The organism is Sphingopyxis sp. (assembly GCF_050725615.1).
In the GTDB taxonomy this organism is placed as follows: Bacteria; Pseudomonadota; Alphaproteobacteria; order Sphingomonadales; family Sphingomonadaceae; genus Sphingopyxis.
On the sequence record NZ_JBOHHU010000054.1, the window covers coordinates 16384 to 28856 of the forward strand.

The 12473-nt window shown below is 67.2% G+C and carries 9 protein-coding genes; 5 read left to right on the forward strand and 4 right to left on the reverse strand.

Annotated elements, in window-relative coordinates; all coding sequences use genetic code 11:
* Positions 1-30: 30 nt before the first annotated feature.
* Together ACREB7_RS13365 and ACREB7_RS13370 are read right to left on the reverse strand one after the other, a co-directional pair.
* Positions 31-1062, reverse strand: coding sequence for a hypothetical protein (locus ACREB7_RS13365; RefSeq protein WP_431592767.1), 1032 nt, complete (start codon positions 1060-1062; stop codon positions 31-33).
* Between the two features lie 131 nt (positions 1063-1193).
* Positions 1194-2708, reverse strand: a complete 1515-nt coding sequence (locus tag ACREB7_RS13370; protein ID WP_431592768.1) for a hypothetical protein — start codon at positions 2706-2708, stop codon at positions 1194-1196.
* Positions 2709-2842: 134 nt separating this feature from the next.
* Between ACREB7_RS13370 and ACREB7_RS13375 the strand changes: the two genes are divergently transcribed.
* Both ACREB7_RS13375 and ACREB7_RS13380 read left to right on the forward strand, forming a co-directional pair.
* Positions 2843-3871, forward strand: coding sequence for a D-alanine--D-alanine ligase family protein (locus tag ACREB7_RS13375; RefSeq protein ID WP_431592769.1), 1029 nt, complete (start codon positions 2843-2845; stop codon positions 3869-3871).
* Positions 3868-4731: an NTP transferase domain-containing protein gene (locus tag ACREB7_RS13380; RefSeq protein WP_431592770.1), complete on the forward strand. Its 864-nt coding sequence runs from the start codon at positions 3868-3870 to the stop codon at positions 4729-4731. The genes ACREB7_RS13375 and ACREB7_RS13380 overlap by 4 nt, the downstream gene beginning before the upstream one ends.
* Here the strand turns inward: ACREB7_RS13380 and ACREB7_RS13385 are convergent.
* A complete protein-coding gene (locus ACREB7_RS13385; RefSeq protein ID WP_431592771.1) occupies positions 4652-6094 on the reverse strand; it encodes a carotenoid oxygenase family protein in 1443 nt (480 codons plus the stop codon). The two genes, ACREB7_RS13380 and ACREB7_RS13385, sit on opposite strands and share 80 nt — an antisense overlap.
* Positions 6095-6185: 91 nt before the next feature.
* On the opposite strand from ACREB7_RS13385, the gene ACREB7_RS13390 reads away from it, so the two are divergent.
* The 3 genes from ACREB7_RS13390 to ACREB7_RS13400 all read left to right on the forward strand — a co-directional run bounded on the left by ACREB7_RS13390 (position 6186) and on the right by ACREB7_RS13400 (position 9726).
* Positions 6186-6794 carry a TetR/AcrR family transcriptional regulator gene (locus ACREB7_RS13390; RefSeq protein WP_431592772.1) on the forward strand — a complete coding sequence of 203 codons (609 nt, stop codon included), beginning with the start codon at positions 6186-6188 and terminating at the stop codon, positions 6792-6794.
* Positions 6795-6885: 91 nt separating this feature from the next.
* The gene (locus ACREB7_RS13395; RefSeq protein WP_431592773.1) at positions 6886-8673 is read left to right on the forward strand and encodes a diguanylate cyclase; all 1788 of its coding nucleotides are present in this window, start codon (positions 6886-6888) and stop codon (positions 8671-8673) included.
* Positions 8674-9057: 384 nt separating this feature from the next.
* Entirely contained in the window at positions 9058-9726 is a 669-nt protein-coding gene (locus ACREB7_RS13400) for a DUF4197 domain-containing protein (protein ID WP_431592774.1), read from the forward strand.
* Between the two features lie 270 nt (positions 9727-9996).
* On the opposite strand, the gene ACREB7_RS13405 is transcribed toward ACREB7_RS13400, so the two are convergent.
* Positions 9997-12348 (reverse strand): TonB-dependent receptor, encoded by a 2352-nt coding sequence (locus tag ACREB7_RS13405; protein WP_431592775.1) that lies wholly within the window; start codon positions 12346-12348, stop codon positions 9997-9999.
* Positions 12349-12473 lie beyond the last annotated feature (125 nt).

Below are 12473 nucleotides of genomic sequence, written 5' to 3' on the forward strand. Positions count from 1 at the left end.
TTTCTGTTTCCGGATAACGCGGGCGGCTAATCAGCTGCCGGCGAACCCGGGACGAAGCCGGCCGGGAAAGAGCGGCGCCTGGTCGGGACGACGCGACGTCTGTTTGGCAAGCGCCGGTTCGGGTCGATTGGCGATCTCCCACGCGCTCGCCGGCTGGCGGGCGACCTGCGGCTGATCCATCAGGCCGTCATATTCATGGCGTTCCTTGCGATCATGGAAACGCGCCCGCTTCAGACGCTTCTTGAGCGTCAGGAAGGGGTTGTCGGCGGTCGGGCCGACCAGCGCCAGCGCCTCATGGCGGCCCATGCTGCCGCTCGGCGCGGCGGCGAAGGCGGGCGTCGAGCGCTGCACAGGCGCGACGGGGATCGTAAAGACCTGTTCCTCGCGGAGCGCATAAGCGGGCTGAGCCGCGAGCACCGGTTCGGGTTCGCGAGCGAGGGCGGGCCCAGCCATGGCCGGCGCGACCGGGGCGGTGTCATATTCGACCGCCGATTCCGCCTCGTCCTCACCCGAACGACGACGACGGGCAAAGGCAAGACCCGCTCCGCCGACGATCAGCAGCGCGGCGGCTCCGCCCGCGAGTTCCCAAGGGAAGCTTTCGTTCGTCGCAGCGGTCTCGGTGATCGGCGCGGGCGCGGGCTCGACCATGGCGGCAACGGGAGCGAGGCTCTCGGCGGGCAGGGGGCTGGCTGCGTCATCGGCCGGGATGACCTCGGTCGATGCAACGGCGGCGGGGGCTGCCGCCACCGGTGCGGGGGCAGCGGTGCGGGCTGCGGCGGCCCGCGTTGCCGTCTTCGGCGCGGTGCGCGGCGTGGCCTTTGCGACCGGGACGGGCGCCGGTTCGATCTCGAGCGGGACCTGGATGACGGGGGCCGGCTGCGCCGGGGCGGCGACCGGTGCGGGGGCCGTCGTCGGCGCGACCGGCGGCACCATCACCGGCGGGGCGACCGGTTCCGCTGCGGGCGCGGCGATTTCCTGCGCAAAGGCGCTGGGGCTGGACAGAGCCAGGAACGCGGCAATCGCGCACGTGGCGGGGCGGGAGAGGGGGATTTTCTTCGTCATAGTGAAGAGCCAACGAGCGGCGTGCAAAATCCGCTGCCAAATGCCGGCGTTTTTCACGATGAACCGTGGCCGCTGGACGGCGCGGCGAGGATTCGGGTTCGTTTCGACGCCGCTGTGCGTCGGAAACAGGGTCAGGCGTGCTGAGTGGGCCGGGGTGAATCCATCGCTGCGGCGGCCGCTGAAATTGCCGCACCGACCAGTCCCATGTCGCGGTCGAACCGTGCATCGAGCGCCGCGTCGTCGAGGCCCGCGAGGTCGACCATCATCGGCATCGACAGCGACAGGCGCAGCGTCCCCGCCGCGCGGCCGTCGGGCAGGCTGTGGGTGCGGACGGGCTGGCCGAGCCGGATTTCCTGCCCCAGCCATTGGCGCGACTGGCGCGCGATATGGCGGTGGATCGCCCGCGCGTCGTCGAAATCGCAATTCGCCCAGCGTCCCGACAGGTCGAGCGTGCGCAGCGTTGCTGCGGCGAGACACGGCGTCGGCGCGCCGGCGCCCGGCACGTCGCGCAGCTCCAGCCGTGCGACCATCCGGTCGACATGATGGCTGAAGCGCGCGGCGATATGATCGACCTGCGGGGCGGGCAGCGCGGCGAAGCGCTCGATCTCGATCATCGCCGCCTGCAGGCGCAGCAGCAGCCCGTAATTGCCCGAGGCCGGCAACATGTGGGCTCCCGGCCAGTCGGCGGGCCATTCGGCGCGTGTCGCGACGCGGCGGAAACCGGCCGGGAGCGGCAAGGCTTTCGCCCGCACCGCGCCGGGGACCAGCGCGAAGCCGCTGAACGGCGGGCCGCCGGCGAATTTCGATCCGGTCATCAGCACGATGCAGCCGAGCGCGAGGTAGCGCCGGATCGCGGCGGGCGCGACGCGCAACTGACAGGCATCGACGACGATCGTGACTGCGTCGCCGAACGCCCTGGCCAGTCGTTCGACATCGGCGAGGACAGGCAGCGTCAATCCCGATTTCGATCCATGGACGACGTGGAGGACCGGGCGGCGGCCGCGTGCGATGGCGGCTTGCGCGGCGGCGGCAAGGTCGTCGACGACGGCGGTCGAGGCGCGCGGCCGTCCCGCCGCATCGCGCACCGCGACATCGATCAGCTCGGTGCCGGCGAAGGCGGGATCGATCGCGGTTTGCGCGACGACGCGCGCGCCGGTCGCGGTCTGTTCGGCGAAGAAACGGCCTGCGGCGCTATGGACACAGCCGCTGCCGACCTCGTCGCGGCCGAGCAGCACCGCAGTGATCGGCTGCCCGTTGTGCGCGGCGGCGAGGCCGACATATTCGAGGTCGGTCCCCGATGCGGCAAAGACCACCGCCGTGTCGGCCGTGCCAAAGGCTTCGGTCAGTTGGAAACGCAGGATCGCCAGCGCTTCGGCATAATCGTCGACTGCGACGGGACGGTCGAGCCCATGGTGCCAACGATCGAGCAGGGTGTCGAACGCATGCCGGGAAATGCTGCTGATCGTCGACGATCCATAGGCGAGGGCATCCGACGGCAGCACGCTGGCATGATATTGGTTGCGGCCATCGGCATCGGGGCGGATCCGCGCATCGCCGCCGCTGGTGAGCACGGTCGCCAGCCGCGCCGCATAGCGCTTCGCGGGCGGAAGGCGGGGTTCGTCGGCGGCAATCGCGTTGAACAGCATCGGGGGCATGATCCTTGGAAGGGTGGGGAAGGCTCCCGTCTACCGCCCGAAAATGACAGTGATTTGGCGTTTTGGTTGCAGCGTCGTCACCAAAGGGTCATGCCGCTGCAACCTCGCTGTGGTCGAAACGCCTCATGCGAAGCACATCCCTGAAGCCCACGCGGCTAACCGACGCCATCCGCCAACAGCGGTTGCTCTTCATCGCCAAACATGCGCGCTGGACCGGCGCGCTGCATCCCGAGGACGGCAATCACGCGCTCTATCACCGCGAGATCCGCGAGATATTGGAGGGGCTCGGGCTGCCGCTGCTGATCGCCGATAGCTATGACGTGCTGTTCGACCGGCCCGACGCCGATTTCGTCTTTCCGCTGCTCAATCGGGGTGGCTTCTTCAACAGTGAAATGCTGCCGCCCTTGCTCTGCAACCGCATGGGGCTTCCTTATGTCGGCGCGTCGCCGATCGTGCGCGGGCTGTCCGACGACAAGCATCTGACCAAGCTGGAGGCGGCCGCACGCGGCATCCCGACCGCGCCCTGGGCACTGTTCCGCCGCGGCGCGCCGGTCGACGTGGCGCGCTGTCCGCCGGCGCCGCGCTGGGTGATCAAGCCGAACAACAGCTCGGCCTCCTGGGGCATCCGCGACGCGCACGACCGTGTCGAACTGGCGCAGGCGGTCGCCGAAATTCACGCGCTCGACCATGACGCCATCGTCGAGCCGTTCCTTGCGGGCAGCGATGTCGAAGTACCGGTCATCACGCTGGACGGCGAACCGGCGATGCTGCCGATGATGATCTTCGAACAGGCCGACCCGACGCACCTGCGGACCTATCAGGAGAAGCGCGACCTCGTCGATCGTAGCGCCAAATACAGCCTCAAATTGCTCGATGCGCCAGAGATCGGAGAGCGGATCGCCGCGATGACGACGCAGATGGCCGAAATTTTCCGCCCCTTCGATTTTGGGCGCTTCGAGTTCCGCGTCGATTTCGACAGCGGCGAGGTGCGATTGCTCGAGGTCAATCTCAACTGCAATCTCTGGTCCGAAAAGGTCTTCGGCCGCGCTGCGGTGGCGGCGGGATTTACCCAGGCCGATTTGATCGAGACGATCGTTGCCGAAAGCATGTTGCGCCAACTGGCGCCAGCCGTCGCGCGGAGAGCTGCCGCATGACCCTTGGTTCGATCCTCATTCTTGCCGGGCGCCGCCCGGGCGCGGTCGACGCGCTCGCCGAGGCGCATGGCGTCGCTGACAAATGTCTGGTGCCGGTCGCCGGGCGTCCGATGCTCGCACATGTCCTCGCCAGCGCCGCCGAAACCGATGCCGCGCAGATTTTCGTGTCGAGCCACCATGAGGGGCTGGCCGACGATCTGGGCGATATCGTCGTCGACCGCCTCGGCGACCGGCTGGTATTCGTGCCCGCCGCCGACAATCTGGCCGACTCGGTCCTCGCGGTCGCGGGGATTGCGCCATTTCCGCTGTTGATCACCACCGCCGACAACTGCCTGCTGACTCCCGCAACGATCGCCGAGATCGGCGCCGAAGCGGTGCGGCTCGGCGCTGAGGCCGGGGTCGCACTCGCGCGGCGCGAGGATGTGCTGGCGGTGCATCCCGAAGGCCAGCGGCGCTTCTATGAATTTTCGGACGTCGCAGTGTCGAACTGCAACGCCTATTGGATGGGCCATCGCGGCGCGCTGACAGCCGCCGAGGCGTTTCGCGGCGGCGGCCAGTTCGTCAAGAAACCGGTGCGTGTGATGCAGGCGTTCGGTTTGATCAACCTGCTGCGCTTCCGTTTCGGCCTTGGTCCGATCCATCATATCTTCCGGCGCATTTCGCGCCATCTGAACGTCGAAGTCGCTCCGCTGCTGGTGAGCGACGGGGCGACCGCGATCGACGTCGACAATGACCGGTCGCTCCGCGTGACCGAGGCGCTGATGGCGCGCCGCGCGTCCGTCAGTCCGCGACCCAATTGCCATGAAACCCCGGGGGAACCCGATGCGGTAAGTGAACGACAGCTTGCGGTAACCCGGTAAAGTCATCGGCGTTGAGGATGACGAGGTCGGTGGTCTCGTCGTTCATGTCGACCACCAGGCCGATCAGCCAGCCGTCATCTTCGGCGCCCTGTTCGCCACGCGGGACAAAGACGAACTCGCCGGGGTGACGGCCGGGGCCGAAATCATGCGCGCCGGTCGTCCCGGCGTCGAGGTCGTGGCGGAACAGCCGCGTTTCGGCGAGCGCCCATTCGGTCGACTGCGCATCGGGAATGGCAACGCTGTAAACATAGCGATAGGGCCTGGTCGTCAGCCGCTCGTCATAGCGCGGGAATTCCTGCGCATGATCGTGGATGACGGTGCGGATGGTGGTGCCGGCGACCGGATCGATCGTCCAGCGTTCCATGCGCGACTTTTCGCTGTCGGGGCCGCGCTTCGAGCTGGCGAACATCGTTTCGTGCGCGACGACGTCGACGATCACCTTGCCGTCGGCGGTCTCGAACGCGTTGGCGGGGTGGAAGACATAGCAGGGTTCGACGGGAACCCAGATGATGTCGTCGGCGCTGCCCTTCCTGGGGAGGAGGCCGACCCGCGCCGGATGCGCTTCGTTCCAGGCATAGGGGAAGCGATAGCCCGCGAGCAGCATCTTCATCGAGAAGGTGACGGGCAGGTCGAGCACGAGCACATGGTTTTCGGTGATCGCGCAGTCGTGGATCGACGGACCGTCGCTGACCGGGATCGCGAGTTCGCGGATCACCCGGGCGTCCTTGTCGAGCACGACGTGCCAGACCTTGTTCGGCTCGTCGCCGCGATAGGTGATCGCGTGCGTTTCGTCGGTGAAGGGGTCGTGGTGGGGGTGCGCGGTGTAGGCGCCGGAAAGCGTGCCGTCGAAGGGATTGTGCGCGATCGTGTTCAGCTCATAGCCCAGCTCGACCGGCTTGCCGCCCGCCTCGACGATCGCGAAGGTCCGGCCCGCCATGCCGACGACATTGGTGTTCGGTGCGTCGTTGCGGTCCTCGCGCGGCCCCGGAGGCAGCGCCTCGCCCAACACCTCGCACGCCTCGCTGCCGCGCACCCAGCGGTTGCGGTACCAGTCGGCCTTGCCGCTCTCGATGCGGATCCCGTGCACCATGCCGGCGCCGGTGAACCAGTGATAGCTGGCGGGATCGGGGGCGATCGCGGGGTTGGGGCCGTTGCGCAGATAGCGGCCGGTGAGCGCGGCGGGGATTTCGCCGTCGACGCGCAGTTCCTCCAGCGTGAATTCCTCGGTCATCGGCTTGTGGATGCCGGTCAGGAACGGGTGGGCGTCGGTGGGGCGGGGGAGGCGCTTGCGGTTGAAGTCGGCGAGCTTGCCGATGCCTTTGACGACGGCGCCGCGGATCAGGGTTTCGACATTGCTGGCCATGAATTTGCTCCTTACGGAAGTTGGCGAAGGTGCCGCGCAGCATGATGGCGGGGTTGCGCGGACGAGTCGGAATGTTTACGGTGACAACATAATGGCGAACAAAGGTAACAGTGTCAACATAAAAAGCGACGGCGCGAAGGCGGCGGGGGCCTATCATCATGGCGACCTGCGCGCAGCGGTGATCGCGGCGGGCCTGAAACGGCTGGAGACCGACGATGGCGAACTCGGGCTGCGCGCGCTGGCGCGCGACGTCGGGGTGAGCGCGACCGCTCTTTACCGCCATTTTCCCGACAAGGAGGCGCTGCTCGACGCGCTGGCGGACGAAGGGCTGCGGCGGCTCGGCGCGCTGCAGGCGCAGGCCTGGCTCAAGGCCGGCGGCGGCCGCGCGGGGTTCAAGGCGATCGGTATCGCCTATGTCCGTTTCGCGCATGACGAGCCCGCCCTGTTCCGGCTCAGCTTCACGCGCCAGATGCCCGAACGGTATCGGGATGAGGGCAGCGACGGCGGCGATGTTGCCTATAACCTGCTTCGCGCCGGCGTCGGCGAGGCGCTTCCCGGCGTCACCGACCCCGATATCGCCGCGCTCCACGCCTGGGCGCTGGTCCATGGCGTCGCGATGCTGGTTCTCGACCGCCGCGTCGATTGGGACGAGGCGATGGTCGAGAAAGTCGTCGGGCTGACCTTCGGCGGCGTCGACTGACTGCCCAGCGGGCGAACCCGTTTTGCCGCAAATCGGGGTGATCGCGGCTTATGTTAGTGGTTTCTTTGCCATTATCCGCCAATCTGGCCTTATGAAGCGGCCGCTACCCCCCAAGGTCGAGACGCTCTTCTGGTCCCTTTTGACGGCGCTGGGCTATTTCCTGCTCGCCAGCCTGTCCCTCTATGCGACCAAAGGCGCCGACAATATCGCCGCGATATGGCCGCCGAGCGGATATCTGCTCGCCATGTTGCTGCTGATGCCCGCGCGATCGCGCGTCGGCGGCATGATCGGCATGGCGGTGGCGAGTTTTTCGGCGAACCTGCTCGCGGCAACCCCGGCGTGGATGGCCGCCGCCTTCACCGTCGCCAACGCGGTCGAAGGCCTGGTCGCGCTCTGGCTGGTCAGCCGTCACGAGCGTGGGATCCCGACCTTCATGGCGACACGGTCGGTGGTCAATTTCTGTTTTGCCGCCCTCACCGCCAGCATCGCCAGCGCCGGGATTGCGGCACTGCTGACCGGCGGCAGTTTCGAATTCTTCCGGTCGTGGATGACCACCGTCGCGCTCGGCATGCTGATCATCGCCCCGCCGGTGGTGATGCTCGCGCGGCTCGCCGAATCGGGGCTGCTGCGCCACACCAACCGCGCGACGATCATCGAAGCGACGGTCGTGCTGACGATCGCCGCGGGCCTGACCGCCATCTGTTTCTCGCAATCGGGCTATCCCGTCACCTTCATCCCCTGTGTCGCAGTGGTGGTCGCGGCGTATCGGCTGGGGCCGTTCGGCGCGGGGGCGAGCGTGCTGATCGTCGCGATCATCACCGCCTGGACGACGAGCAGGGGGCTGGGGCCGATCGCGGGCATGGACACGCGCCCCGAGATTGTCGTGCTCTTCCTGCAATTCTACCTTCTGACCCTGCTCGGCTGCGCGCTGCCGCTGGCGGCGCTGCTCGTCGGGCGGCAGCGGCTCGCCAAAAGGCTGGAACAGAGCAACCATTTGCTGCTCCAGGCCGAGGCGGCGGCGCTCGTCGGCCATTGGCGCGTCGACCTGGTCCGCTGGACGATCCAGTGGTCCGATCAGGCGTATCGCATCCACGGCGTCGAACCCGGCACGCCGATGACGGTGCAGAGCAGCATCGACCTGTATATGCCCGAGGATGCGGCGCGGATGCGCGCAACGATCGAACGGGCGGTCGCGAGCGGCGCCGCGTTCGAATATCAGGGGCAGATCATCCGCGCCGATGACGAAGTACGCGACATTTCGTCGCACGGGTCGATCGAATATGGCCGTGGCGGCCGCCCGGTCGGCATTTTCGGCACGATCCAGGACGTGACCGAAACCGTCGAGAACGCCCGGATGCTCGAAGCCGCGCGCAGCGATGCCGAGGCGGCGGCGAACACCGACGCGCTGACCGGCCTGCCGAACCGCCGCCACACGCTCGCCTTCCTCGAACGCGCGCTGGTCGGCGCGCGCGAAAATGGCGCGCCGCTGGCGGTCGCGATCTTCGACATCGATCATTTCAAGCGGATCAACGACGCCCATGGGCATGGCATCGGCGACGCGGTGATCCGCCGCGTCGCACGGCGCGCGAAGGCGTCGCTGCGCGAAGAGGATATGGTCGGGCGCTTCGGCGGCGAGGAATTCGTCTGCGTGTTCCAGCGGTCGAGCGCGCAGGCGGCGGAAATGGTCGCCGAGCGCGTCCGCCAGGCGATCGAGGCCGCGAACGGCCGCGCCGATGACGACGGTCCGGCCGCAACGGTCAGTATCGGCGTGGCGGTCTATGCCGGCGAGACAGCGGTCGAGGAATTGCTCCAGCGCGCCGACGAGGCGCTGTATACCGCCAAGCGCGAGGGCCGGAACCGGTTGCGCATGGCGGCTTGAGGTCGGCTTTGGGGTCGGGAGCGGCCTTTTAATCTTCGTCATGCTGAACTTGTTTCAGCATCCATGGCCCGAGCTCTCGTCCGGCGCTGCGTTTAAGGAAACGGCAGACCATGGATCCTGAAACAAGTTCAGGATGACGATGCTATGAAGGTCGCGTTTCGGTCGCTTGCTGCCACTCGTCATCCCGGGCTTGACCCGGGATCCCGCTCCTTGCTTTCTTCGCTGCCAAGCGGGACCCCGGATCAAGTCCGGGGTGACGATGACAGAGACGTCATGTTTCGGTCGTTTGCCGACACTATTCTCACCTCCATCGCGCTTTGGTCGCCTCGGCTTTGCTGCTACGATCGCGCCATCGCCGCAGACAGGCCAGAGCAGGAGCGCATCATGGAGTGGGATGAGACCGAAATACAGCGGCGAATGGTGCTGGCGGGTGCCGCCGGGATGCTGGCGCTCGCGGCGGCGCCGACGCTGCTGGCGAAAACACCGACGGGCGGCGTGAAGTCGCTGATCGGCAGCGCCTCCGACGGGGCGCTCGACAAATTGGCGCAGCCGGGGGCCTTTTATGCCGACAAGGCGGTGCGCATCCTGTTGCCGGGGGCGGGCGGGAAAATGGCGTCGAAGCTGTTCGGCATGGGCGACAAGCTGGGCCTGACGACCAATTTGACGAAAAGCCTGAACGACGCGGGCGGCAAGGCGGCAGGCGAGGCGAAGCCGGTTTTCCGCGCCGCGATCGACAATCTGCGCTGGAGCGACGCGCCGGCGCTGGTGAGCAAGAAGGATGGCGCGACGCGCTATCTGCAGACGAGCGCGGGCGATGTGCTGTTCGGCAAAGTGTCGCCGCTCGTCGGATCGGCGCTCCAGAATGTCGGCGCCTTTCGCCAGCTCGACGATCTGTCGAAAGGCAATAAGCTGCTCGCGTCGGCGGGGCTGACGCATGACGGGCTGACGCGGTCGGTGACGCAGCAGGCGCTGAAGGGCATCTTCCAATATATGGCGAGCGAGGAAGCGGCGCTGCGGAAGAATCCGGCGAATTTGTTGAAAGGGATTTTTTAGGTCTGCCTTTCCCCTCGGACGACGGGCGCCTCAAAGCGGCCGATTGCGACCGCTTGGCTCCCCTCCCGCAGGCGGGAGGGGGCGGGGGTGGGCGCGAGCGTAGCGAGCAGGCGACGTCGCGATGGCCCACCCCGCTGCGACTAACGAACAAGTTCGTAAGTCTCGCTGCCCCTCCCGCTTGCGGGAGGGGAGGCCTTCACAAAACGTCCGCTCCCGCCCCAAAGCGGGTAGGTGGGGCCGTTGCCAGCGGCCACCGTTGCCCGGTAACGCTCACTCCCCGCCGAACTTCGTCGTCAATTGCACCCCGATCACGCGCGGTTCGCCCGCGTAGAGGCTGTTGAAGCCCAAGCTATTGTCGAACTGCACCGCTGACACCGCATAGCGCCGATTGGTCAGGTTGGTCGCGAAGACCGCGACCTGGCTGTGGATGCTGTCGATATCGAGCGAGGCGCGCGCGCCGAGCAGGCCGTAGGCGGGCTGGGTCAGGCTGTCGCGGTAGATCGCCGAGCCGACGAGTTGGGTCCTGCTGCGCCAGGTCCAGTCGACGCTGAGCCTGAGGTCGCCGAAATCGAGCGGCGCCGTATAGGTCGCGCCGAGGCGATAGCTGTATTTCGGGAATTGGAAAGGTTCGCCGGAGCGGTCGCCGGTGACGTCGGTGAAGTCGAGATATTTGGCGTCATTGACCCCGACGCTTCCCGACAAGGTCAGCCCCTCCACCGGGATCGCGGTGACCTCGAGCTCGCCGCCGCGGATGCGCGCGCGCGCCGCGTTGGTGACCAGGCTGACGATCGCGCCGCCGGGGGCGGCCTGGACGATGGTGCGCTGGATGTCGCTGTAATTGGCCTGGAAGATCGCGGCGTTGATGCGCAGCCGGCGGTCGAGCAGGTCGGCCTTGGTCCCGACTTCATAATCGGTGACGACCTCGGGCGCGAAGGCGGCGAAGCTGTCGGCGGTGCCGGTGCCGCGCAAATTCTGCCCGCCGCCCTTGAAGCTGCGCGCGGTGCGGGCATAGAAAAGCAGGCCGCTCTGCGGCGTCCAGTCGACGCTGGCCAGATAGCTGTAATCCGAAAAGCCGTCCTTGAAGAGCGCCTGGCAGGTGCCGCCGAGTTGCAGCGCCGGCGGGATGTTGCACACCGCGCCGCCCGACGAGCGGTTGAACGAGCGCAATTGCTTGCTCTCCTCGGTCCAGCGCAGCCCGCCGGTGAAGCGGATTGTGTCGGTCACATCATAGTTGAACTGACCGAAAACCGCCCAGCTGCTGTTCTTGACGAAGCCGTCGGTGATGTTGGGATTGGTCGGGTTGATCGTGCCGAGCGCGGTGGCGCGGGAGAAATCGCGGCCGGTTTCCTCGTTGACATAGGCGCCGACGATCCAGTCGAGGCTCTGGCCGACATGGCCGCTGAACTGGAATTCCTGGCTGAGATTCTTGGCGCGGCTGGCGAGGCTCGCTTCGAGCAGCGGGAAAGGCGAGGCGTCGAGATCGACGTCGAGCCAGCGTTTCAGCCAGCGCGCGCCCGAAATCGAACGGAAGGACAAATCTGGCGTCAGCTCGACCGCCAGGTTCGAGCTGACGCCATAGGTTCGGGCGTAAACGCCCTGGAGGCCGGTTGCGTCATTGTCATAGAAACCGCGCCGGTCGACGAGGCCCGCGAACAGGGCCTGCGCCTGGGCCAGCGCGGCGCCGATCGCGGCGCCGTTGGCGACCGGATCGGCGAGCAGCGCCGGATTGAGGATGCCCTGGCCGATCGCGATGTCGATCAATGCCGGGGCGGGGTTGGGGGTGCCCGGCGCGGGGCTGGGGAAGGGGCTGACGAAGGCGAGCTTGCTGACCGGGCCGTCGCCCCGGGTGCGGGTATAGTCGGCGGAGATCGCCCAGGTCACCCTGTCATTCGGGGTGAAGAGCGTGTTGGCGCGGAACGCGACCTGCTCGCGCCCGCCGATGCCATTGCCGAGCCCGTTGACCCCGAGCGCGCCATAATCGGTCCAGCGCCCGACGAGGCGCAGGCCGAGCTTGTCGGTGACGACGGGCAGGTTGAAGACGGCGCCGACGTCATAGCGGTCGTGGGTCGCGCCGCTGGCCTGCACATAGCCGCCGACGCCGGACAAATCGGGCTGGCGCGTCGTGATGTTGATCGCGCCGCCGGTGGTGTTCTTGCCGAACAACGTCCCCTGCGGACCGCGCAGCACCTCGACGCGTTCGGTGTCGAACAGCGCGGTTTCGAGGTTCGACGAGCGGATGTAGTTGACGCCGTCAACATAGACGCCGATCGGCGATTCGATGGTCAGGATCGAATCCTGCTGCGACTGGCCGCGGATGGTGAGCAGCACGCCGGTCGGGTCGGCGCTCGAGGTCTGGACGAAGAAGTTCGGGGTCTGCTTCGCGATGTCGGCGATGCCCTCGACATTGGCGTCGGCGAGTTGCTGGGCGCCAAAGGCGGTGATCGCGATCGGGATGGTCTGCGCGGCTTCGCTGGTGCGGCGCGCGGTGACGACGATATCCTCGATGCCGCCCTGCGCCGCATCGGTGTCGGTGGGGGCGGGGGCTTCCTGAGCCGCAGCGCCCGAGGCGATGGCCAGGCCGGCGCTGGCCAGCAGCAGATGCAGTCCGCGTGTCGCTTTCATCTCTCTCTCCCTTCGTCGCGCGCCACCGGCTTGTGCCGGTCTGTCGATCCGCGAGACAATATCGGCGACTTATCACACTAAGTGAGACAAGCGCAAGTATTTGCCTCACGGGATGCGATATGCTA